Genomic DNA, 23870 nt, shown 5'->3' with positions numbered 1-23870 from the left:
TATTTATAAACTTAAACTGATTGCTCTATAATGAATATTAAAAGACCCTTGTTGGTGTTGCTGCTTTTCACAGTGGCGTTATCGGCCTGCAAAAAGCAATGGGATGACCGTACTGCCATAGCCGACCAGCAATTGGATAAGAACCTGATGCAGCAAATACAGCAGAACAGTAACCTAAGCACTTTTGCCGGTTACTTAACTAAAATAGGATATGATAAAATTTTAGCAGCGTCTAAAACCTATACTGTTTGGGCACCTGATAACCAGGCGCTGCAGGGCATTGACGCCGCAACCGTAGCCGACACCGCTAAACTGCGTTTATTTGTAGCTAACCATATTGCAAACCAAACATACTTAACATCTTCTATTAATACCTCGGCACGGATACGCACCCTTAATGGCAAAAACGTAACATTTACACCTACTACGGTAGAAGATGCCAGTATTACAGCCGCTAACCAATATGTGGCCAACGGGGTTTTACACGTTATTAATAAGCCGCTTACCCCTAAATTAACTATTTGGGATTTTGTAAAAAGCCTTACTACAGTAGGTACACTGCAAAAGGCTTACCTGCAGCGCCAGGATACAACTTTTGTAGATACCTCTAAAGCTACCGTGTCAAGCATTGATCCGGCAACGGGTAGGCCTATATTGGTAGCTGGTACAGGTGTAGTTTCGCAAAACAAATATTTTAACCGGGTAGCTAATCTGGCTCACGAAGATAGTTTGTATACTTATATTGTATTAACTGATGATGCTTATAATGCTGAGCGTAATAAAGTAAGCCGCTTTTTTGCTACAGTTACTAACTCAACCGATACCACCATGAATATCCTTTCTGCATTTAATGTGCTTAAGGATGTAGCGGTAAGAGGAGTAGTGCAACCAGCTGATTTGCCGGCATTTTTAACCTCGGTAAACGGCGTGAGAGTGCCTATTAATAAAAGCGCTATTGTACAAACCTATCAGGCCAGTAACGGTATTGTTTACGTGATGAACAGTGTAAACTTTGCCTTAGCTGATAAAATTCCGACCATCACTATCCAAGGCGAAAAGCCCTCGTTTTTTCAGCGTACAGATACGCGGGGTAATATCGCTTTCCGCACCAAAGTGGATAACGTTGGTGTGCCGTTTTCAGACTTGCTGGTATCGGGTGCAAACCTGCCGGCCTCTTACTTCGTAGCTTATAAATTAAGCAATCTAAACACCTGCCAGTACCGGGTGGTATGGCGCGCTATTAATGATATTGCTTACTCAGACCCGCGGCCAACAGTGCAGCAACGTCTGGCGTTCGGACCAATAACTCCAATAGTTAGTGCCGGCACAGTGAGCTTGCCGTTTACAGTTACCTTCCCCTATACTACTACCAGCTCGGCAACGCTGCCTGTTAATTACTCAGAAGTAACATTAACCGGCGCAACGGGTAGTAATACCAACATCAATTCAACAGGCGGCACTTTAACGGTAGCCAAATATGGTTCGGTTAATATGTATTTGCAGGGAGCTAATGTTAGTACTACCAACCTGAATGCACTTACACTGGATTACGTAAAACTGATACCCATACTATAACAACCAGACAACCTTACTATGCAAATTTTTACTAAATCAATTGGTTTAATCTTGTTTTTTTGCCTGTTGTGTGGTATCAAAGCCAAAGCGCAGGAAACGGATACCCTAACGGCCAGGCAAATGGCCGATAGTATTGCCCGTTATAAAACCGACTCACTTAACCGGGCTAAGGGTAGCAAAATAAGTGGTATCATTAAAGATGCTGCTACCGGCAAACCGGTATCTGGTGTTAACGTAAGCGTTCCGCAATACAGTGCTGCCATTACCGACGAAAAGGGTGCCTTTACAATTAACGTTCCTAACTACGATGTGCTTTTAATTGTTGGCGGGCAAGGCTATCAACCTAAAGAAGTAGCTTTAAAAGGCCGTACTAAAATACCGGACGTATTACTATTTGAAGATAATTATAATTCGGTATATGATGTGGCTAATACTCCGTTTAAGCCAACGCCATTAAATCAAACAACAAACGCCGTAAACAGCGTAAATACTTTAGGCGCCTGGGAACCAACCAGCCTGGAACTGCCTGATACTTATTTACAGGGTAAAGTTGCTGGTTTAAATGTGATACGCCGGTCGGGCACACCTAATGCCGGTGCCAGTTTGTTTTTACGGGGATTTAACTCTTTAAACGGTAGCAACGCGCCACTATTAGTGGTTGATGGGATGATTTACGACACCAATAACTTCGGTAACTCTATCATTGGTGGCCACGTGCACAACCCGTACAGTAACATTGACTTACACGATGTGCAAAACATTACTATACTTAAAGATGCAGCTGCCGCAGCTTACGGAACCAAAGGTGGTAACGGTGTAATTTTATTAACTACTAACAGTAACCCCGATTTGGCAACTAAGATAGACTTAGGTATTTACAGCGGTTACAATTACATCAACTCGGGCTCACTTTTGCCTTTAATGCGTGCCGGCGATTACCGTACCTACTTGTCAGACGTAATGCGCACCAGCGGGTTAAACGCCAGCCAGATTGCTGCAATGCCTTATTTTAACGATAGCCCGTCTAATGCAGATTACAATACTTATCATAATGATACCGACTGGCAAAAGCAGGCTTTCAAAAATGGTTTTAATCAAAATTATAACCTGCGGGTATCGGGCGGTGACGATATTGCACGATATGTGTTATCGCTGGGTTACGGCGACAATAAAGGCATCACCCGTTTAACAGACGTAGCCCGGTTTAATACCAGGTTTAACGCTGATTTAAAAATCAGTCCGAAGTTTACGGTAACCGCTAACCTGTCGTTTAATTACAACGAGCAAAAACTGCGCGACCAGGGCTTAAGTCCTAAAACAAGTCCGCTCTATACCAGCCTGATCAAATCACCTTTGCTCAGAGTGCGTCAGGTAAACAGCCAGGGTGTAGAGTCGCCCAACTTAGCTGATGTAGATATCTTTGGTTTTAGCAACCCAGAGGCACTGACCCTGAACTCACAGGAAATGAACCGGAATTATCGGTTCTTCGGTAACTTTAATTTCAGGTACCAGTTTTCCAGATACTTCTCGGCACAAACACTTATCGGTGTAACTGCTGATAAGGTGCGCGAAAGCTATTTTATACCGCGAGTAGGCGTGGCTAACGATACTACTGCTACCGCTATTATTGATAGCCGTTTAGGCAGCCGCGTACAGCGCTTGTTTAATTTGTATAATGACACGCGGGTAAACTACAACCGAATCTTTAACCGTATACATGCGCTTAATGTAAGCTTAGGGACAAGGTTTGCACAATATAATACCAATGATAACTTCAATTTCGGCTATAATTCGGCAATAGACCAGCTGATATCAGTAGGTACCGGCGACCCGGCTTTGCGCCGTACCGGTGGTGATATTGGTAAGTATCGTTGGTTTAACAACTATTTAAATGCAAACTACCAGTTATACAATAAGTATATTATAGGTTTAAACGTTGCACTCGATGCCTCTTCGCGTTTTGGCAATCAAGCCGCAGACGGTGTTTCGCTGGGTGGCGTAAAAATGGCTTTGTTGCCATCAGTGTCTGCAGGATGGATCGTATCGTCAGAAAAATTCATGTCTGATCTTAACTTCTTTGAGTTGTTAAAACTTAGAGCAAGCTATGGTTGGGTGGGTAACGACGACATTGGTAACTATGCTGCACGTCAGTATTATATATCACAAAATTTGTTGGGCCTTCAAGGTTTGGTAAGGGCAAACTTTGGCAATCCTCAGTTACAATGGGAGGTTAACAAAAAGCTCGATTTTGGCTTTGATGCCTCGTTTTTACAAGAGCGCTTAAGTATTACTGCCGATTATTTCAAAAACACCACCACCAAAATGATTACCCAAGAGCCTACATCCAGTGCCGGAGGCTTAGTATATGCAGTTACCAATAACGGTGGAATGCAAACCAGCGGTGTAGAGCTATCGGTAAATGGCCGCATCATTAACAATGCCGATTTTAAGTGGGACTTAGGTTTCAACATTGCCACTTACCGCAATAAAATAATTAAACTGCCTGGCAACAGCATGCAAACCAGCTATGCCGGTGCTACCATATTAACCCAGGTAGGTATGCCTGCTGGTGTGTTTTACGGCTATAAAACAAATGGGGTTTATACCTCTAACGCCGAAGCGGCTGCTGCCGGTATGTCTTACCGTAACGCAGCGGGTAACTTAGTAGCACAGCAAGGTGGTGATGTAAGGTTTATTGATGTGAACGGCGACAAAATTATAGATGATAATGATAAACAGGTAATTGGCAACCCTAACCCTGATTTTACAGGCGGTATTACTACCGGCTTTACTTACAAACGCCTTAGCTTAAATGCCTTGGTTACTTTTACTAAAGGAAACAGCCTGTACAATTACACCCGTCGTCAACTCGAATCGGCAAGCGGACCGCAAAACCAGTCGTTGGCTATCATTAACCGCTGGCGTGCTGACGGACAGGTAACCAGTATACCAAGAGCTTCATACGGTGATCCGTCGGGTAACTCATCATTCTCAGACCGCTGGATTGAAAATGGTTCGTATATGCGTTTGCGTACCGTATCTGTTACTTACGATGTGCCATTTAAGTATAAAGCATTTAAGTATTTTAAAATCTATGCAACGGGCAACAATCTGCTCACCTTCACTAAATACCTGGGGTATGATCCGGAGTTTGCGGCTACAACCAATTTGCTAACTAATGGTATTGATACTACCCTCGAACCTCAGTTTAAAACTGTACAGTTAGGCGTTCGCATAGGTATATAATTCATAAGCTGATGATTATTAATATGAAAAAACTTTCATTAAACTTTATAAATAAAATAGTACTGCTGGCTTGCCTCATGCTGACGTTTTCGTGCAAGAAAATTTTGGATGTACCACCGCAAGACCAGGTAGATATTAGCAATAATTATCGAAACGTTTCGGATGCCAATGCTGCAGTTATCGGCATTTACGGGCAGATTATGGGTATTGCCGATCGCTTTATTGTACTTAATGAGTTGCGTGGCGATTTGATGAGCCCAACGGCTAACGCCGATCAATACCTGCGCGAAATAAGCACGCATACGGTATCAGCCAATAACCCATGGGCAGATCCAAAGCCATTTTACCGTATTATTCTGAACTGTAATGATGCTTTGAAAAATTTCGACATCATGATTGGTCAGGCAAAAATGCGCCGCGACGAATATAACCAGCTTTACGCAGATGTTAGCGCTGTGCGCGCCTGGCTATACCTGCAGTTAGGTATGCATTTTGGTTCGGTACCTTATGTTACCGATGCTTTAGAAACTGTTGAGGCATTGAAAGATGAGAGTAAATTTCCACGCCTGTCATTTAATGATATGCTTGATAAACTGATTGCCACTATGGCTAACGGTTATCTGGATGTGTATACAGCCACCACAGCGGTTACCGGCTCAAGCAGTACATCGCTTAATACAACGGTTGATGGCTATCCGACCAACTTGTTTTTTATTAACAAGCGCGCTCTGCTCGGCGACTTATATTTATGGAGAGGTAACTACACTAAGGCCGCAGAGCAATACAAGTATTTGGCAGAGCAAGGTGGTCGTAATTTTGATTTTGCCAACAATCTTTATTACTGGCAATACAAAGCCTGTTATGCTGATGGTAATAATAACGACGTAGTTATTCGTTATGATGGCGGCCGTAACTCCGACTCTACCTCCATTAGTGATGTAAATAGTACCGGCTGGCGTTCTATTTTTGGCCGTACCACACAAGATACCCCGGCCAGCGGCGAATGGATATGGTCTTTACCTTTCGACAAGAACTTCCAGCCGACTAATCCTTTTATTGATTTGTTTTCTAACCAGGGTGGGCGTTACCTGTTAACCGCATCAAAGCTTGCCATGCGCAATTGGAATTCGCAGGTGCAAAGCAATGGCTTCCCGTTCGATCAGCGCGGGCGCGTTACTGTACGCAACATAAACGGACAACCGGTTATTATGAAGTACCTGTATAATTACCTGACCGAAGGTTCTTTAATGTCTATCAACATTTTGCAAAAGCAAGGGCGTTGGTTATTATATCGTGCTGGTACCCTTAACCTGCATTTAGCCGAAGCTGCTAATCGCGACGGAAAGGTGAAGGTGGCCTATGCTTTAACTAACGTAGGTATCAGGCCCTTGTATCAGCCAAGTTCGGTTCCTGCTGATGTAACTAACATACAGCAAACCGATCAGCCATACCCATATAATTACGATGCACGCCAGGGCGAAACACCTTATTACCGCGGGCAGTGGTCCAGGCAGGTAGGCACGCGCACCCGTGCTAACCTGGTTGCTTTGCCGGCTACCCTTTATACTAATAATGATATTACCGGAATGGAAGACGCCATCATCAACGAAGATGCATTAGAACTGGCATATGAGGGTCAGCGTTGGGGCGATTTACTGCGTGTAGCCTTACGCCGTAATGATCCCAATTACGTAGCCGAAAAAGTATATCAAAAATTACTGAGTGATAATAATCCTGCTGCATCAACAGCACGTACAAAACTGCTATCTTCAAACGGTTTATACTTGCCATTTAAATTATAAGGGGGCAGTCAAGAGTTAGTAAGCAGGCAGTTCTGATTCGTTAGAGCTGCCTGCTTATTTTTTATGGAAGTTGGCCTGTAAAAATCTCATTACCTGTGCCATGTAAGGCTTTTGTGACACTTGTGCCGCATGTACAATCCTTATTTTGTATTAGCTTTTAATAGCTATAAATCAATAAATTTCCGTCAGTTTCATGAATCAACTTTTACCTAAAGCGCGTGCTTTAGCGCTTATTACATTTTTAGGTTTGGGAGTAACGGCTGTTGCCCAACGGCAAATGGAATACCTTGACCGAGGCTTGGTAGCAGTAAATCAAGGTGCCGGCAAGGTTTTTTTAAGCTGGCGTATGCTGGGCACCGAACCAGATAATATAGCTTATAATTTATACCATAAGGCAGGAAATAAGCCTGCTGTAAAAGTAAATGCTGCGCCCTTAGCCGAGGCCACCAGTTATACCGAAGAGCGTGTAGACAGTACGGTAACTAATACTTGGTTTGTAAAAGCGGTAATTAACACCAAAGAAGGAGATGCCAGCAAGAGCTATGCCTTGCAGGCCCATTCACCCGCACAGCAGTACTGGCAGTTACCGCTTAAAAATCCTAAAGGATACATCCCTAATGATGCCAGTGTGGGCGACCTGGATGGCGATGGGCAGTATGAAATTATACTTCATCAAACCGGCCGCGGCCGTGATAACTCCTCGGCCGGGTTAACCGATCCGCCTATACTGCAGGCTTACAAGCTGGATGGTACTTTACTCTGGGAAATAAACTTAGGTCATAACATACGCGAGGGAGCCCACTACACACAATTTATGGTGTACGACCTGGATGGTGACGGTATAGCCGAAATTGCCTGCAAAACAGCCGACGGGACTATAGACGGTAAAGGCAAAGTTATTGGCGATTCAACAAAGCGCTATGCCAATGCCCAAGGTCGCATATTAGATGGGCCGGAATATTTTACGATATTTAACGGTCGTACAGGCGCAGCCATGGCTACTACCAATTACCTGCCAGGCCGCGGTAATATAGGAGAATGGGGGGGCCGGGGTGGCAACGGCGGCAATGATAATACAGGTAACCGGGTAGACCGTTTTTTGGCTTGCGTAGCTTACCTGGATGGGGTACATCCGAGTGTTGTGATGTGCCGGGGGTATTACGGCCGTACAGTGCTTGCTGCCTGGGACTGGCGTGGTGGAAAGCTCTCTTCGAGATGGGTTTTTGACACCAAAGACGGAACCAATACATACTCGGGCATGGGTAACCACAATTTAACGGTAGCAGATGTGGATGCCGATGGTAAAGACGAAATTGTTTACGGTTCTATGTGTGTAGACGATAATGGTAAGGGCTTGTACACCACTGGCCTGCGCCATGGTGATGCTGTTCATGTGAGCGATTTAGACCCCTCGCGGCCGGGTTTGGAAGCTTTTGGCGTGCACGAGATAGAAGATAATACCAAGGGGCCGGGTATCGCATTTTTTGATGCCCGTACCGGCGAAATTTTATGGAAAGGCGCTCCTGACGAAGATGTAGGCCGTGGCATGTCGGCTGATATTGACCCGCGCTATCCGGGAGTTGAAAACTGGGGTAATATTGAAGGTTTGCGCTCGGCCAAAGGCGAAAGCATAGGTGCAGCTCCGCGCACTATTAACTTTGGCATTTGGTGGGACGGCGATTTATTGCGCGAACTGTTAGATGGGAACCGCGTAATGAAATGGGACTATCAGAATAGCACGCTCAGTAATTTATTAGTAGCAACTGGTTATCAGTCTAACAACGGAACCAAATCTACCCCCACCTTAAGCGCCGATTTGTTTGGCGACTGGCGCGAAGAGGTCATATTGCGCGCCGCTGATAACCAAAGCCTGCGCATTTATACCACTACCATCCCAACTAATTACCGGTTTCGTACCCTGATGCATGATCCGCAATACAGGCTGAGTATTGCCTGGCAAAACGTGGGTTATAATCAGCCGCCTTACACCAGTTTCTTTTTGGGCGACGGCATGAAAGCGCCGGCTAAGCCCAACATTGTGATAGTAAAAGCTCATTAGTAATAATTGCCTGATATGAAATTAATATATGCTTTTGCTTGGATCACTGCATTGATGACCTGTCAGGCTGTTGCTCAGCGCCAGATGGAGTATCTAAACCGGGGACTGGTAGCGGTTAATATGGGCAGCGGTAGGGTGTTTTTGAGCTGGCGTATGTTGGGCACGGAACCGGACCAGATCAAGTATAATTTATACCGTACAATTAGAGGTAAATCCATCTGTATAAACTCCGGTAAACCATTATCGGTAACCAACTTTACTGATTCCGTAGCAGCAGATGCCGACACGAAAACTTATGTGGTAAAATCTGTACTTAATGGCAAGGAGTTGTCTACTGGCAGTGGGGTAGCGGTGCTTGCCAAAGATTATCCGGTGCAGCAGTACCTCAGCATTCCTTTGGATGTGCCTCTTCCCGAAAAGACAGGCGGCCCCGCATATACCTATAGCGCAAATGATGCCAGCGCAGCCGATTTAGACGGCGACGGCGAGTACGAGATCATATTAAAATGGGAGCCGGGGAATGCCCGAAACCCACCCCAAACTGGCATTACCGGTACAGATATTATTGATGCTTACAAACTTAATGGCAAACGATTGTGGCGTATAAACCTGGGTAAAAATATCAGGGCCGGGGCTGCCTACACTCAATTTATGGTATATGATTTTGACGGCGACGGCAAAGCTGAAATGATGTGTAAAACTGCTGATGGCACCATAGATGGCTTAGGCAAACCTGTTGGCGACAGCACAAAAGACTGGCGCACGCTTAGCCCGCCGGTTAGTCCGTTTTACGGAAAAGTTGTGAAAGGGCCGGAATATCTTACCGTATTTAACGGACAAACAGGTGCAGCCATGGCAACTGTTAATTATGTGCCTAACCGCTATCCATTAAATGGATGGGGCGGTATAGGGGGGAATGGAGGTAATGATACTACCGGAGGGAGATCTGACCGTTTTACGGCTTGTGTTGCCTATTTGGATGGCGTGCATCCAAGTGCGGTTTTTGTTCGGGGATGGTATGGCCGGTCGGTATTAGCAGCATGGAACTGGCGCAATGGCAAATTAACCTCCCACTGGGTATTTGACAGCAAGGATGCTAATAACCCGTACTCTGGCATGGGCAATCATAACCTGAGCGTGGCAGATGTTGATGGCGATGGCAAAGACGAAATTTGCATCGGTGCCATGACGGTTGACCATGATGGTAAGGGCTTGTACACTACCGGCCTGCGCCATGGCGATGCCATCCATCTTTCTGATATTGATCCGGAGCATCCTGGCCTGGAGGTTTTCGGCATTCATGAAAACGAAGAAAAGACCAAGTCGCTTAATACGCCAGGTGTAGCCATGTTTGATGCAGCAACCGGCAAAATATTATTTAGCATGGCACCGGGTGTAGACGTAGGCAGGGGCGTTGCTGCTGACATTGATCCAACCCACCCTGGCTTTGAAAACTGGGGTGGTCCCGGCGGTTTACGCGATGTACATGGCCAAACCATAACCGATAGAGTACCATCGTCAACCAATTTCTTGGTTTGGTGGGATGGCGATCTCACCCGGGAGTTGTTAGACAAAAACCGGATTGACAAATGGGACTGGAAAAATGAAACCACCGTAAATGTACTAACCGCCAATGGTTGCGTAGCCAATAACGGCACTAAAGCCACACCATGTTTGAGCGCTGACCTTTACGGTGATTGGCGTGAAGAAGTAATTTGGCGTACACCGGACAGTAAAGAATTACGCATCTATACCACTACCATCCCAACCCATTACCGTTTCAGAACCTTAATGCATGATCCTCAATATCGTTTAAGTATTGCCTGGCAAAACACCAGCTATAATCAGCCGCCGCACACCGGCTTTTATTTAGGTGAGGGAATGAAGGTGCCTTCAAAACCTAATATTGTGCTTATTAAAGCTAAATGAAAAATACCTTTTAATGAACAAGGCCCGGCAGATTTGCCGGGCCTTGTTCGTTTTATAACAATTATCTCTAATTGCTTATTTGGGTTGCTGCGGCTGTTGCGCAGGAGCACCTAAGTTGTTGGTATATCGGGCGGTCTTATCCAGGCTAATAAAGTCTGTTAAAATCTGTCCGGCTTCCATCTTTAAGAAGTCCAGGTCTTCGTTTTTAGGACGGGTCTGGCCTTTTTGCAGCGCACTTAAACCTAACGCGGCGCGGCGCAGGTTATTACGCTCAAACGCTTTTTGCTCGTCGGCATCACGCTGTTGTTTAAGCTGCTGCTCATTTAAAGTAACGCTGGTTTCGTTCTGGCGTTTTTTGTAATCAGCAATATCTTCTAACAGATACTTGTAGTTAGCATTGTTAGCCATACGTTGCTCATGTGCCTTAGTTAACTGCGGTATAGCGCCGCTCAAATCACCAACCTTGGTATAATTACTTTTGGCAATCATATCAAAAGGTAAAGCTGATGGTTCAGTATCCTCGCCGTATTTATCTAAAGGAATTACAGATGGAAAGCTGATATCCGGCAATACACCTTTGTGCTGGGTCGAGCTTCCGCTGATGCGGTAAAACTTAGCAACGGTTAAATTTAACTGTCCAAATCTTGATTCTGCACCAGTGCCGTTTGCCTTCTTAGTCATCGAAGTAATCATGTCTCTGATAGACGGGTTAATTACTTTATCTAACTCAATAGCGCTTTGTACGGTACCTTTACCATACGTTTGAGTACCAATAATTAAGCCGCGGCCATAATCTTGTATGGCACCGGCAAAAATTTCTGATGCTGAAGCGCTGAAACGGTCAGTCATCACTGCTAACGGGCCGGCATAAGCAACTGATGAATCTTCATCCTCATTAACTTCAACACGGTTGCGGGTATCACGAACCTGAACTACCGGGCCATCTTTAATAAACAAGCCGGTAAGTTCAATTGCCTCAATCAATGAACCACCACCATTCTGGCGTAAATCCAAAATCACTCCATCTACGTTTTCACGTTTCAAAGTATCTAGAATCAATTTAACGTCGCGTGTGGTGCTTTGATAATTCGGGTCTTTAGCGCGGTAAGCATTAAAGTCGATATAAAATGCAGGTACATTAATAATACCGATTTTTACCGTTTTGCCGTTTTGATTATAAGTACGAATTTCTTTTTTGGCTAACTGATCTTTCAATACGATTTTTTCGCGCATCATTTCCACAATATGTGGTTTAGCGCCCGAACCTTTAGGTAGTAATCGTAAACGAACGGTTGTACCTTTGGTGCCGCGTATTAAAGCAATAGCATTTTCTATGCGCCAGCCTACAATATCCTGAAACTCGCCTGTTTTGCCTTGGGCAACGGCAACAATGCGGTCGTCAATATTAATCTGACGGCTTTTATCGGCAGGGCCACCTGCTACAATGCTTTTAATGGTAATGTATTCGTTTTCTGATTGCAGCGATGCACCAATGCCCTCCAGCGAGCGCGACATTTCAATATTAAAGTTAGCTGCATTAGCCGGGTTAAAGTAATTGGTATGCGGATCTACCGACTCGGTAAAAGCATCCATAAATAACTGGAATACATCCTGATTAGAAAGCTTTTTGGCCTGAGCAATCAGATTTTGATAGCGCTTTTTTAAAGTTTCTTTATTCTTTGATGCATCAGTGCTCGCCAGTTTAAGGTTAAGCAAATCGTATTTTACACGTTGTGCCCACAATTTGTTCATATCTGCTTCGCTACCCATCCATGGCTCTTTCTCGCGGTCGTAAGTGAAGCTCTCGTTTTTAGAATAATCGTAAGTTTTATCCAACTGACTCAGCGAGTAATTAATGCGCTCCAAATAGCGTTTTTGGTAAACGTTAAAAATGTAAAACACATCGTTCAGGTTACCTGCTTTCAAATCGTCATCAATCGCGGTTTTAAAACGGTCAAAATCTTTAATATCTGAGGCTAATAAATAGTTGTGATTTTCGTCAAGTGCTTTGATATAACGGTTATATACAACTGTTGACAACGAATCGTTAAGCGGAACTTTTTTGTAATTATAGCTCGAAATTAACGAGGCTACCTCCTTAGCTACCTGACTTTGAACCTGATCGGGCTGCAGATTAGTGGAGCCGTCTACGTTGCCTGGTGCCGATGTAGATGCCTGGCAGGCCAGGGCCGTACCCATCACCAGGAACATATATAATCTTTTGAACATTTCTTTTATGGTTTTTAAGTCTATAGCTTTTTTACAAAACATCAATATTGGTGCCTATATTATACAATTTCCAAAGTAAATAAAAAAGAGACAGCAATTTAGCTGTCTCCTGTATACAAATATATTTTTGTGAACAATGTTTTAAGGCTAATCTATATTTTAAGTAAATATAAAAATAAGGTTAGCCATAAATGCATCGTAACTGATTTACTACAAGTTATGCTCAGCAGTTTGAGCAATTCGGGCTTCGGATTTTAATGCAATAAGTTTGTTACGTTGCAAGCCGGTTACGCTTTTTTGTACATTAACTAAGTCATCCTGCCAGTTGTGGGCGGTGGCCAGGCTGCGGGCCTCTTCTAAGTCCTGTTGGGCCAGTTCAAAGTCGCCAATGGTCGATTTTACCGAAGCCAGCTCAATGAGGTTGGCAATAGTTAAACGGTCATTATTTTGCTGGCGCGATAAGTTGTTGCTTTGCAGAAAGAACCATTTAGCTTCCGACATTTTATTTAGCTGTACATATATCTTAGCTAATTCGTTAAAGCTATAGCTGGCATTTTCGTACTCTCTAAACCGCATTTGATGCTGTGCTGTTTTCATTACGGTATACTCATTCATCGACAGACCGTAAGAAGTTAAGCCTAAAACGCCGGGCTTTAAAACTGCTTTGCTAAAAGCTTGCGCTTTAACCTGTACAGGTGCGCTGCAAACTTCGGGCAACGCTGGGTAGCGTTTGTGCTTTAAAAAGGGGAGCCATTGTGCCGAAGCCGAAAAACCAAATAAACAAAACAGTGCGGGTAAGAATACTTTCATAGAACTCATGTTTGAGTTGTGGTAAAATAAATTAATCAATATCTAAAAATAGAGTTATTTTAATAAAGTTCAGGAAACGTTAGTGTAATTTAATTAAAAACTTTCACGCCATTGTCAAACGCTGCCCAAACCATATATGGGTGTGTATCAGCGTAATGTACATCGCCTTTTGCTGTGAGCGCTATTATACCTGCAAAGCCGTCAAAAGGTTTCATTTCAGTTAAAGTTTTTTCGGTGGCTTGCTGTAAGCTCATGCCGTCGGTAACGCGGGTAACAATTTTAGTAGCCAAACCACCGCTGGTAATGTCTTCGCCAACGCCGGTACATGATACTGCTGCCTGAGCATTAGCATAGTTGCCCGCAGGTGTAGCCGAATCGCTCACCCGGCCCGATATTTCAAAGCCCTTGCCACCGGTAGAGGTCGCGGCAGCCAAATTGCCTTCGGCATCCAGCGCTACACAGCCTACCGTACCTAAGCGTATAGAATCATTCAGTTTTTTCTCATACTCTTGGCGGCGTTGCGGTATTTCGGGGTTATAATAATCAAAGCCGTTTTCGCGGGCGTAATGTTGTGCTCCGTTGCCGCTTAAAACCCGGTCTTCGGCACCTTGCAGCATCTGGGCAATATAAATAGGGTTTTTAACTTCCTCAATGTTGATTACGCCCGAAAACTTAAGCGTTTTTCCATCCATGAGTGAGGCACTTAACCGGATGTGACCATCGCTCTGTATTTGTGAACCTGTGCCGGCATTAAACAGCGGATCATCTTCAAGTAAAGCCACGGTGTAAACCACAGTTTCGGCAGCGCTATGGGTTTGCAGGTAATCATATCCCTGTTGCACAATTGTTTTTAATGATTCCTGTTTAGCCAGTTTAACTTCCTGGTTAGTACCCGACTCGCTGAAAAAACCCCCATGAATAATGATCTTCATAAATTTAGGATGTATAAAGGTGTATAAAACCTGATGGTACGAGCCAGATATATGTAAGCATATGTTAGTTTACTGGCTGTAATATCAGTTTGGTAAAAGTAAGCAAAAGTAAAATATTACTGTTTTACCAGTCGCCTTACATATGGCTGTTGAACGCAGGTTTAGTTTTTAAAGTATCCTTAATTGTAAAAATTTGGCGCTAATTGGCCTTTTAGATTCTCTTGGGCATATATCTGCTATTTTTATTTTACTTTCAGGGCTGCAAACGGCAGATATATGAAAAAACTTTACTCATCAGCACTGGCCCTTTTAATGTCGGCCGGGGCATTTGCACAAAATGAAATTGTATATACTGTATCATTTCCTGATGCAGTACACCACGAGGCCGAAATTGGTATGCTGGTTCCGCAGGTGCCTGCTGGCGTCATGCGTTTCAGGATGAGCCGCTCGTCGCCGGGGCGTTATGCTACCCACGAGTTTGGCAAAAATATTTATAACGTAAAAGCTTATGGCGAAAAAAACACACCGCTAACTATAAAGCAGGTAGAAGGCGATGTTTATGAAATAGCCCAGCACGGCAGTAACGTAATTATTAACTATACCTTGTTTGGTAACTATATGGACGGCACCTATGTAGGTATAGATGCTAGTACCGCCCATTTTAATATGCCGGCAGCATTTGCCTGGGTTAAGGGCATGGAAAATCGCCCGGTGCGTTTTAAGTTTAATAATACCGAAAAATATGGCTGGAAGGTAGCCACGCAGTTAAAGCCCGAAAACGATGGTTCTTACTCGGCACCCAACATGCAATACATGATGGACAGCCCAACCTCGCTGGCTGATTATAAAAGCGTAAGTTGGGATGTGGCCAATCCCGGTGGTAAGCGCCAAACCATCCGCCTTACTACGCATAGCAGCGATGACCAGGCCACTGTTGATGCCTTTGGTCAAATGGTAAAAAAGATTACGCTGGAAGCGCAGGCCGTTTTTGGCGAGCTGCCGGTTTATGATTACGGTAACTACGTATTTTTACATGACGTAGCAGCTACCAACGCCGGAGACGGTATGGAACACCGCAACTCTACCAGCATTGTGCAAACTACACCCCAAATTGCCGGTAACGAAAACCGCTTGCTGGGAACCTTTGCACACGAGTATTTTCACAGCTGGAATGTGGAGCGCATACGTCCAAAATCGTTAGAGCCGTTTAATTTTGAGCATTCTAACATGAGCAGTGAGCTTTGGTTTGCCGAAGGCTTTACCCAATACTATGGCGAAATGCTGTTGGTGCGTACCGGTTTACGTAACCCGGAAGGTTATACACGCACCATAGCCGGTTTAGTAAATACCGTTTTAAATACGCCCGCCGCTGCCAACTACTCGCCGGCGCAGATGAGCCGTTACGCTGTTTTTGCTGATGCCGGTGTGTCTATCGACCCTAATAACAATGCTAATATATTCACCAGCTATTACACTTACGGCGGCGCCACGGCGCTGGCGTTAGATTTAAGGCTACGCAGCGAATTTAATTTAACATTAGACGACTATATGCGTGCCATGTGGCTAACCCATGGTAAACCCGAAAAACCATATACTATCCCCGACCTGCAGGCCGTACTGGCTTCGGTAACCAAGAACCCCGCTTTTGCCGCCGACTTTTTTAAAAGATATATTTACGGGGCCGAAAAGAACAACTATCAGCAATTACTGGATAAAGCAGGTTTAATATTGCGCAAAGCGCAGGCCGGTAAAGCCTGGGCCGGAATGTTACGTACCAGCCCTGCAGACGGCGGGCTTTACGTACAAGGTAATACGGTTATGGGTACGCCGGTTTATAAAGCCGGCATTGATGCCGGTGCTACCATCCTGACAGTAGATGGTAAAGAAGTAAAAGATTTACAGGCCTACACCGCGGCATTAGATGGTAAGAAGATAGGTGATCCGGTAGTTTACACTTATAAGGACCGGGCCGGCAATCACCAAACTAATGTAACCTTGCAAGAAAACCCGATGTACGAGGTAGTTAGTTACGAAACAGCCGGTAAAGAGCTTTCGGCCGCACAAAAAGAATTTAGAAGTAAATGGTTATCAACCAAAGTAAAGTAATGATTAAGAAATATACGATTGCCCTGGCACTTATGGCCTCGGGTTTGAGCAGCTTTGCGCAGGATGTAAATAAGCTGATACAGCAAAATGACGTGGAGCGTTTAATTAAAACGTTGAGTGCCGACGATATGCAAGGCCGCAAAACGGGCACTCCGGGCATTGATAAAGCAGCCACTTTTATTGAAGGTGAATTTAAAAAGATTGGTTTGCAGCCGCTTAAAGGTAATACAGGCTACCGCCAGAGTTTTACTGTTTACCGCACTACGCCTACACAAATGCAGGTAAGTATTGACGGGCAATCCATTGCTGCGAATAATATTGCGATAGCCGGCGGTGCTGATTTTAATTGGAAAAGCAATGCCGATGTACAGATTGTAAAAATTGCGGCCGGGCAAAACTTTCAGACCGAATACCGTAACTACATCCGCAGCGGTAAAAAAACGCTGATACTGATTGATCCGCAATTTGAGCCTATATTTAAGCAGTTGCACAGCCGTTTTGCAGGTGATAATATCAGCATGAAAGAACCTATTGCTGCTAACAATACGCAGCAGGTGGTTATGGTGCTGGGTAACTTTGGCGAGGTTAAAAACTTTGAGGTTACTTTTAAAACTAAGATGGATAACCCTCCAATCTATAATGTGGTGGGGATGCTGCCGGGTAAAAGCAAGCCTGATGAATATGTGGTTTTTTCGGGCCATTATGACCATTTGGGTATTTTGCGTTCAATGGAAGGTGATAGCATTGCCAATGGTGCTGATGATGATGCCTCGGGTACTACGGCTGTGATTAGCTTGGCCAAGTATTATAAAAAGCTGAATAACAATGAGCGCACCCTTATTTTTGTAGCTTTTACGGCCGAAGAAATTGGCGGTTTTGGCTCGCAGTATTTCTCAAAACAGCTTGACCCTGATAAAACAGTGGCCATGTTTAACATAGAAATGATTGGTAAAACTTCGAAATTTGGCCAAAACACGGCGTTTATTACCGGCTATGAGCGTTCTGATTTTGGCGAAATTTTGCAGCGCAACTTAGACGGAACGGCTTTCAAGTTTTACCCGGACCCATACCCGGAGCAAAACCTGTTTTACCGGAGTGATAACGCCACCCTGGCACGTTTGGGTGTACCGGCGCATACCATATCTACCGATCAGATTGATACCGATAAATTGTATCATTCGGTAAAAGATGAATTTAGTTCTTTGGATGTAGCCAATATTACAGCTACCATCCGTGCCATAGCACTAAGCTCGCGCAGTATAGTAGGCGGTAAAGACGCGCCAAAGCGCATTGCTAAACTGGAGCGTTAAGGCTACTCAAACCAAGCTTTGTAAAGCCACAAGTATTGCACTTGTGGTTTTTTTATTACGTTTGCCTTTAATCCATTAATTGCGATATGACGATTGTGCTGCAAACGGAAAGGCTTACACTGCGCCATTTTATGATGGCCGATGCCCCGTTTATAGTAGAGCTGCTAAATAGCCCCACATGGCTGCAATACATTGGCGACCGTAATATTAAAACAGTAGCCGATGCACAAAGTTACTTATTGCAAGGCCCTTTGTTAAGCTACGTAGTAAGCGGGTTTGGGCTTTACCTGGTAGAACTGAAAGATAGCCAGACTCCCATAGGCATGTGCGGATTATTGAAGCGGCCATATTTAGAGTATTTGGATATAGGCTATGCATTACTGCCCGAATACGAAGGCCTGGGCTATGGGTACGAAATTGCAACGGCCACCATACAACATGCCTTCGGGCATCTACAGCAAAAACATATTGCGGCTATTACGGCAGCCGGCAACCAGCGGTCTGTTGCCTTGCTTGATAAGATGGGTTTTTATCGTGACGGAACCGTAAATCCTGATGAGCAAACGGAGCTGCTTCTATTTATCAGGGATGCTTAGCCATCACAACAGTTTACGCATCACATAGTCGTTCATCCAGTAAGGCCCAATCGGGATATCTTCTTCATAAGCCACTTCAAATCCCATTTTCTCGTAAAAAGTTTTGGCGTTGTTACCTCGGTTAACGTTCAGTTCGAGTGTTTTTTTACTGGCTTGCTGTACAACATCAACAACATAATCAATCAAGGCCTTGCCGTAGCCTTTACCCTGGGTGCTGGGATGGCAGTAGAGTTTTTGTAATTTGTAAACCTCCGCGTCATCTTCACGAACGGAATAGGAGGCAAACGCTACTGGCTGTTCGTCTTCTTCTAAAACCAAATAGATCTGGCTTTGGGTAGCAATCTGGTCGGCAACTTTGTCCGACAGGTAAATGGCCGACAGCATATAAGAGATTTGCTCAGTAGATAAAATTTGACTGTAAGTAGGCCACCAGGTTTGATGAGCAATTTTTATAATCTGGTCGGCATCCGCCGGTGTGGCTTTTCTAATCGTAAACATACATTCTAAATTTATTTAGATAAATAATAACCAGGCAGATTACTGGCCAAATAATAACAAGTAATTAGAAAAGTATTGGCGTAAACGGTTTAATCTGCTTATTTGTTAATTTATTATCAAATGTCAAAAGCCGGTCCAAATAGCGGTTAAAGCAATTAATATTTATACCGGTTGCCCCAAAGCTTGCGGAGCTTTTCGCGGGCTTCGTTTTCGCGGGCATTATTGCCCGGGTCGTAAAGTTTGGTGCCTTTAATAGCATCAGGTAAAAAATCCTGGTCGGTAAAGTTGCCTTCGTAGCTATGGGCATACTTATAATCCTTACCGTAGCCAATATTTTTCATGAGTTTGGTAGGAGCGTTGCGCAAGTGTAACGGCACGGGCAGGTCACCGGTTTGTTTTACCAGCGACATAGCCTCGCCAATGGCCATATAGCTGGCATTGCTTTTAGCCGACGTAGCTAAAAAAACAGCAGTTTGCGATAAGATAATACGTGCCTCGGGCATACCAATCACATTCACTGCCTCAAAACAACTTTGTGCCAGCAGCAAAGCATTGGGGTTTGCATTGCCAATATCTTCTGAGGCCAGGATAAGCATACGGCGTGCTATAAACGAAGGGTCTTCGCCACCCACCAGCATCCGGGCCAGCCAATACACAGCGCCGTTAGGGTCGCTGCCACGCATAGATTTAATGAAGGCCGAAATTATATCATAGTGCTGCTCGCCGGCCTTATCATACAAGGCCATATTTTGCTGCACATTATCCAAGACGGCCTGGTTGGTCACTACAATCTTAGGTGCATCAATAGCATTAATCAACAGTTCAAAAATATTGAGCAGCTTACGCGCATCTCCGCCCGATAGGCGCAGCAAAGCTTCATGCTCATGGATGGTAATATTTTTTTGTTGAAGCACCTCGTCTTGCTGCATAGCTTTGTTGAGCAGGCTAATCAGGTCGTCTTCGTGCAGATGCTGCAAAATATACACCTGGCAGCGGGATAGTAAAGCCGAAATTACCTCGAACGAGGGGTTTTCGGTAGTGGCGCCAATCAGGGTAACAATGCCGCGTTCTACCGCACCCAGTAATGAGTCTTGCTGCGATTTAGAAAAACGGTGAATTTCATCAATAAACAACACCGGCAGGGTTTGTCCGCCTTTTTTAAGTAAGGCAGCCTTTTCAATCACCTCCCGTACATCTTTTACGCCCGAATTGATGGCACTTAACGCAAAAAACGGCCGCGATAAGCTTTGCGAAATAATATAAGCCAGCGTAGTCTTACCCACGCCCGGCGGCCCCCAAAATATCATCGACGGCAGGTTGCCCGACTCAATGGCTTTGCGCAATACCGCCCCTGGCCCAACCAAATGCTGTTGCCCTACATAATCATTAAGCGTTTTGGGGCGCATACGCTCGGCTAACGGCGGCAGGTTATTCATGCAGGCAAAATTGATAAAAGTTGAAACTAAATCCTAATGGCAGCAAGGTGCTTAATCTTTAAGGTTAACCAGTCCGCGGCTTTGCAGTTGTTTTAAATAAATGTCCAACTCTGCATCGCCCATGCCATAAATAGCATGCTGGTTCCAAAATGCCTCGAATAGTTTATCGCGACTGGTAGCTCCATGCTCATATAAATTGAGCAAAATTTGTGCAATATAGGTTAGCCCCTGGTGGTCGGTTTGCAGGCGTTTGACTTGTGCCGTCAACGCTGTTTTTAAATGATGCAGGCTTCCCCAAAAGGGAACACTGTTTAGCCACTCCTGTAAAGCCTGCGCATCAAAAAGATTATATTTTTGCCAGGCCTCTTTAGCCAGGGTAAAATCATAATCGGTTAAATGCAGGCGGTTATCGTACAGGTCTTCCAGTTGCTCAGGCGACAGTTGTCCCATTCCCCTAAAATTTTCCACGCCCGGATAGCCGTCAGGGCTCACCAGGTATATGTTGGGGCCGGATAGGTCGGCTTGTTGCTGCAATAGCTGCATTACGCCTAATTGGTTTACCTTGCAATGCAGGTCAAAATCAAACCACAGCGTAATATCTTCGTAAGGGCGGCTGAGCTTTTCCAGTTCTGAAATTACCATATCCTGGTAGCTGGCTGGGGCATCCTCAAAAGTATCGGCTATCCACTGGGCACGTTGCTGCCAAAAGGCCGCATCTATCACTGGCGAAAGCGGGCCTTCGGAGAATACCTCGCGCCAAACCAGTATATCCCCGTCCAAGCCGGTTTGTATAAATTTTTCGTAGGTAGCGTCGCCGTTCAATATATGCAGTTGGTTCATCGTATTATTTGCTGATAAGGCAAGATAATTTGGTTTATACTTGTTTGCCTTTTTTTATAGTTTTTTGCTCCGGCGCGATGTAAAACATGCAAGTCATCAACAAAAACTTACATTTGCCATGCTATGAAAAAAATGCTGCTGCTTATAGGTTTAAGCCTTTTTGCGGGGCGGTTGCAAGCCCAGCTTACCCCTTTCGAACTAAGTAAAGATAAAAACTATACGGCTACCTATGCTGAGGTAATGGCCTATTACCCTAAACTGGTTAAACAGTACCCGCAACAGGTAAAACTGTTTAATTACGGCAGTACCGATATTGGCAAACCGCTGACGCTGGTGGTAGTATCAAAAAGCGGCGTTTTTGATCCGGCAAAAATTAAACAGCAAAACAAACGGGTAATTTTAATTAACAACGGCATACACCCCGGCGAGCCGGAAGGTATTGATGCGAGCATGATGCTGGTGCGCGACTTGCTGCAAAAAAAGAAACTACCTACTAATTTGGTGGTTTGCTTTATTGCTTTATACAATATTGATGGCAGTTTAAATCGTGGGGTTTCGCGTATTAGTCAAAACGGACCGCGTGCCTATGGCTTCAGGGGAAATTACCGCAATCTGGATTTAAACCGCGATTTTATCAAAGCTGATAGCCGCAATGCAATGGCTTTTATGCAGATACTGAATACCTGGCAGCCGGAGGTGTTTTTAGATAACCATGCCAGTAACGGTGCCGATTACCAGTACGTGATGACGCTGATTGAAACCCAAAAAGATAAGCAACAGCCCTTGCTAGCCGAATACACCGCTAAAACACTGTCGCCGGAATTATATAAACGCATGGCCAAAAGCGGGTACGAAATGATTCCGTACGTAGAAAGTATAAAGCGCACGCCCGACTCAGGCATCGTGGCTTTTTTAGAAACGCCGCGTTTTTCTACCGGTTATACGGTGCAGCATAACATTATCAGTTACGTTACCGAAACGCATATGCTAAAACCGTACGATAAAAAGGTGTATGCCACCTACGACTTTATGCAGCACCTGATTGACGTTTGCCAGCGTGATGCCGGGCAAATAGGCGAGCTTAAGCAACGCGCGGATGAGCAGGTAAAGCAACAAAAAACTTTTGCGCTCAACTGGGATTTAGACGAGCAGCAGTTTGAGATGATACCTTTTAAAGGCTACCAGGCCGGTTACAAACCCAGCGACATCAGCGGGTTTAACCGCTTGTACTATGACCGGAGCAAGCCTTACACCAAAGAAATTAAATATTACAATACTTATAAGCCAACCTTAACGGCCGATAAGCCGGTAGCCTATATAATTCCGCAGGCCTGGGGCAAAATTATTGATTTGTTTAAGCTGAACAAGGTAGCTATGCGCCGGTTAAAACATGATACCACGCTAACGTTGCAAACTTATTACATCGCCGATTATAAAACCGGTACCCGGCCTTATGAGGGGCATTACCTGCACAACAGCGTAAAGCTGAATACCGTTAACAATAACCGGGTTAAGTTTTATGAGGGCGATTACGTAGTTTACACCAACCAGGCCATTAACCGCTATATTGTAGAAACACTGGAGCCGCAGGGCGTAGATTCATTTTTTGCCTGGGGCTTTTTTGATTCGATGCTTAACCAAAAGGAGCACTACTCTGATTACGTTTTTGAGGATATTGCTTTTGATTACCTTAAAAAGCACCCGGAACTGCAAAAGCAACTGGACGAAGAGAAAACAAAAACTCCGCAGCTGGCACAAAGCGGGCCTGCACAACTGGAGTATATTTACCGCAATTCACCTTTTTACGAAAATACCTATATGCGTTACCCGGTAGGGCGACTGCTTACCAATACCCAACTTGACTTACAATAAATGGAACAATATTTAGTCCTGGCACCGGTGGCCTCAGCTCTTTTTGCGCTTAATATTATCTTGTCGTTAATGGCTTTTTATAACGAGAAGATGTATGGCGAGTTTATGCTTCATCCTTACAGCGTAGCCCGCGGCCAAAAGCTGTGGACGGTGATTACCAGCGGTTTTATTCACCGCGACTGGTCGCACTTGCTGTTTAACATGCTGTCGTTTTACTTTTTTGCTTTTCAGCTCGAGGCTATCTTAGGTCACTGGCAGTTTGCTCTATTGTATATGGCCAGCTTAGTTTTGAGCGACTTGCCGTCGGTAAGCAAGCACAAAGAAGATTACTGGTATTATAGTTTAGGGGCATCTGGCGCTATCAGTGCTGTAGTGTTTAGTTTTATCCTTTTTAATCCAATGGCACGGATGATTATCTTTCCGTTACCTATTCCAATACCCGCTTTATTGTATGGCGTAGTGTACCTGGTGTATTGTGCTTATGCTTCTAAACAGTCACGCGATTCTATTAACCACGATGCTCACTTTTTTGGTGCCATCAGCGGCGTGATGATTACCATCTTACTAAATCACGATGTAATAAAGATATTTATAAACCAATTAGGTTTATAAAAAGATAAAGGCGCTAAT

General features: G+C 44.5%; 16 protein-coding genes. 10 read left to right on the top strand and 6 right to left on the bottom strand.

What is annotated here, in order from left to right:
• Positions 1 to 30: 30 nt before the first annotated feature.
• The 5 genes from AAGR14_RS20940 to AAGR14_RS20920 all read left to right on the top strand — a co-directional run bounded on the left by AAGR14_RS20940 (position 31) and on the right by AAGR14_RS20920 (position 10611).
• Complete coding sequence (locus AAGR14_RS20940; RefSeq protein WP_342646194.1) at positions 31 to 1575, top strand: fasciclin domain-containing protein; 1545 nt, start codon at positions 31 to 33, stop codon at positions 1573 to 1575.
• 18 nt (positions 1576 to 1593) lie between these two features.
• On the top strand, positions 1594 to 4821 hold the full coding sequence (locus tag AAGR14_RS20935) for a SusC/RagA family TonB-linked outer membrane protein (protein WP_342646193.1): 3228 nt from the start codon (positions 1594 to 1596) through the stop codon (positions 4819 to 4821).
• A gap of 23 nt (positions 4822 to 4844) precedes the next feature.
• The gene (locus tag AAGR14_RS20930; RefSeq protein WP_342646192.1) at positions 4845 to 6623 is read left to right on the top strand and encodes a RagB/SusD family nutrient uptake outer membrane protein; all 1779 of its coding nucleotides are present in this window, start codon (positions 4845 to 4847) and stop codon (positions 6621 to 6623) included.
• A gap of 193 nt (positions 6624 to 6816) precedes the next feature.
• Positions 6817 to 8682: a rhamnogalacturonan lyase gene (locus AAGR14_RS20925; RefSeq protein ID WP_342646191.1), complete on the top strand. Its 1866-nt coding sequence runs from the start codon at positions 6817 to 6819 to the stop codon at positions 8680 to 8682.
• 15 nt (positions 8683 to 8697) lie between these two features.
• Positions 8698 to 10611, top strand: a complete 1914-nt coding sequence (locus AAGR14_RS20920; protein ID WP_342646190.1) for a rhamnogalacturonan lyase — start codon at positions 8698 to 8700, stop codon at positions 10609 to 10611.
• Positions 10612 to 10686: 75 nt separating this feature from the next.
• On the opposite strand, the gene AAGR14_RS20915 is transcribed toward AAGR14_RS20920, so the two are convergent.
• From AAGR14_RS20915 to AAGR14_RS20905, 3 genes are all read right to left on the bottom strand, one after another.
• Positions 10687 to 12840, bottom strand: a complete 2154-nt coding sequence (locus tag AAGR14_RS20915; protein WP_342646189.1) for a carboxy terminal-processing peptidase — start codon at positions 12838 to 12840, stop codon at positions 10687 to 10689.
• Between the two features lie 210 nt (positions 12841 to 13050).
• Positions 13051 to 13650, bottom strand: a complete 600-nt coding sequence (locus AAGR14_RS20910) for a hypothetical protein (protein ID WP_342646188.1) — start codon at positions 13648 to 13650, stop codon at positions 13051 to 13053.
• Positions 13651 to 13739: 89 nt separating this feature from the next.
• Complete coding sequence (locus AAGR14_RS20905; RefSeq protein ID WP_342646187.1) at positions 13740 to 14582, bottom strand: isoaspartyl peptidase/L-asparaginase; 843 nt, start codon at positions 14580 to 14582, stop codon at positions 13740 to 13742.
• 276 nt (positions 14583 to 14858) lie between these two features.
• Here AAGR14_RS20905 and AAGR14_RS20900 point away from each other — a divergent pair, with 276 nt between their 5' ends.
• From AAGR14_RS20900 to AAGR14_RS20890, 3 genes are all read left to right on the top strand, one after another.
• Positions 14859 to 16688: a M61 family peptidase gene (locus AAGR14_RS20900; protein WP_342646186.1), complete on the top strand. Its 1830-nt coding sequence runs from the start codon at positions 14859 to 14861 to the stop codon at positions 16686 to 16688.
• On the top strand, positions 16688 to 17998 hold the full coding sequence (locus AAGR14_RS20895; RefSeq protein WP_342646185.1) for a M20/M25/M40 family metallo-hydrolase: 1311 nt from the start codon (positions 16688 to 16690) through the stop codon (positions 17996 to 17998). The genes AAGR14_RS20900 and AAGR14_RS20895 overlap by 1 nt, the downstream gene beginning before the upstream one ends.
• Positions 17999 to 18084: 86 nt before the next feature.
• Complete coding sequence (locus AAGR14_RS20890) at positions 18085 to 18594, top strand: GNAT family N-acetyltransferase (protein WP_342646184.1); 510 nt, start codon at positions 18085 to 18087, stop codon at positions 18592 to 18594.
• Between the two features lie 3 nt (positions 18595 to 18597).
• On the opposite strand, the gene AAGR14_RS20885 is transcribed toward AAGR14_RS20890, so the two are convergent.
• From AAGR14_RS20885 to AAGR14_RS20875, 3 genes are all read right to left on the bottom strand, one after another.
• Positions 18598 to 19092: a GNAT family N-acetyltransferase gene (locus tag AAGR14_RS20885; RefSeq protein WP_342646183.1), complete on the bottom strand. Its 495-nt coding sequence runs from the start codon at positions 19090 to 19092 to the stop codon at positions 18598 to 18600.
• A gap of 155 nt (positions 19093 to 19247) precedes the next feature.
• Entirely contained in the window at positions 19248 to 20528 is a 1281-nt protein-coding gene (locus AAGR14_RS20880; RefSeq protein ID WP_342646182.1) for a replication-associated recombination protein A, read from the bottom strand.
• A gap of 51 nt (positions 20529 to 20579) precedes the next feature.
• On the bottom strand, positions 20580 to 21368 hold the full coding sequence (locus AAGR14_RS20875) for a DUF1835 domain-containing protein (RefSeq protein ID WP_342646181.1): 789 nt from the start codon (positions 21366 to 21368) through the stop codon (positions 20580 to 20582).
• A 123-nt stretch (positions 21369 to 21491) separates the two neighbouring features.
• Here AAGR14_RS20875 and AAGR14_RS20870 point away from each other — a divergent pair, with 123 nt between their 5' ends.
• Both AAGR14_RS20870 and AAGR14_RS20865 read left to right on the top strand, forming a co-directional pair.
• A complete protein-coding gene (locus tag AAGR14_RS20870; RefSeq protein ID WP_342646180.1) occupies positions 21492 to 23240 on the top strand; it encodes a M14 family zinc carboxypeptidase in 1749 nt (582 codons plus the stop codon).
• Entirely contained in the window at positions 23241 to 23852 is a 612-nt protein-coding gene (locus AAGR14_RS20865; RefSeq protein WP_342646179.1) for a rhomboid family intramembrane serine protease, read from the top strand.
• Positions 23853 to 23870: the final 18 nt, after the last annotated feature.

This window comes from Mucilaginibacter sp. CSA2-8R (genome assembly GCF_038806765.1).
Classification (GTDB): domain Bacteria; phylum Bacteroidota; class Bacteroidia; order Sphingobacteriales; family Sphingobacteriaceae; genus Mucilaginibacter.
The sequence above is the reverse complement of the archived record's forward strand: the minus strand, read 5'-3'. Positions and strand labels throughout refer to the sequence as shown.

Coding starts and splice junctions, on each gene's coding strand:
- AAGR14_RS20885 (WP_342646183.1), bottom strand. CDS start 19,092: ATGTTTACGATTAGAAAAGCCACACCGGCGGATGCCGACCAGATTATA.
- AAGR14_RS20940 (WP_342646194.1), top strand. CDS start 31: ATGAATATTAAAAGACCCTTGTTGGTGTTGCTGCTTTTCACAGTGGCG.
- AAGR14_RS20870 (WP_342646180.1), top strand. CDS start 21,492: ATGAAAAAAATGCTGCTGCTTATAGGTTTAAGCCTTTTTGCGGGGCGG.
- AAGR14_RS20875 (WP_342646181.1), bottom strand. CDS start 21,368: ATGAACCAACTGCATATATTGAACGGCGACGCTACCTACGAAAAATTT.
- AAGR14_RS20935 (WP_342646193.1), top strand. CDS start 1,594: ATGCAAATTTTTACTAAATCAATTGGTTTAATCTTGTTTTTTTGCCTG.
- AAGR14_RS20865 (WP_342646179.1), top strand. CDS start 23,241: ATGGAACAATATTTAGTCCTGGCACCGGTGGCCTCAGCTCTTTTTGCG.
- AAGR14_RS20920 (WP_342646190.1), top strand. CDS start 8,698: ATGAAATTAATATATGCTTTTGCTTGGATCACTGCATTGATGACCTGT.
- AAGR14_RS20910 (WP_342646188.1), bottom strand. CDS start 13,650: ATGAAAGTATTCTTACCCGCACTGTTTTGTTTATTTGGTTTTTCGGCT.
- AAGR14_RS20925 (WP_342646191.1), top strand. CDS start 6,817: ATGAATCAACTTTTACCTAAAGCGCGTGCTTTAGCGCTTATTACATTT.
- AAGR14_RS20880 (WP_342646182.1), bottom strand. CDS start 20,528: ATGAATAACCTGCCGCCGTTAGCCGAGCGTATGCGCCCCAAAACGCTT.
- AAGR14_RS20890 (WP_342646184.1), top strand. CDS start 18,085: ATGACGATTGTGCTGCAAACGGAAAGGCTTACACTGCGCCATTTTATG.
- AAGR14_RS20905 (WP_342646187.1), bottom strand. CDS start 14,582: ATGAAGATCATTATTCATGGGGGTTTTTTCAGCGAGTCGGGTACTAAC.
- AAGR14_RS20895 (WP_342646185.1), top strand. CDS start 16,688: ATGATTAAGAAATATACGATTGCCCTGGCACTTATGGCCTCGGGTTTG.
- AAGR14_RS20900 (WP_342646186.1), top strand. CDS start 14,859: ATGAAAAAACTTTACTCATCAGCACTGGCCCTTTTAATGTCGGCCGGG.
- AAGR14_RS20930 (WP_342646192.1), top strand. CDS start 4,845: ATGAAAAAACTTTCATTAAACTTTATAAATAAAATAGTACTGCTGGCT.
- AAGR14_RS20915 (WP_342646189.1), bottom strand. CDS start 12,840: ATGTTCAAAAGATTATATATGTTCCTGGTGATGGGTACGGCCCTGGCC.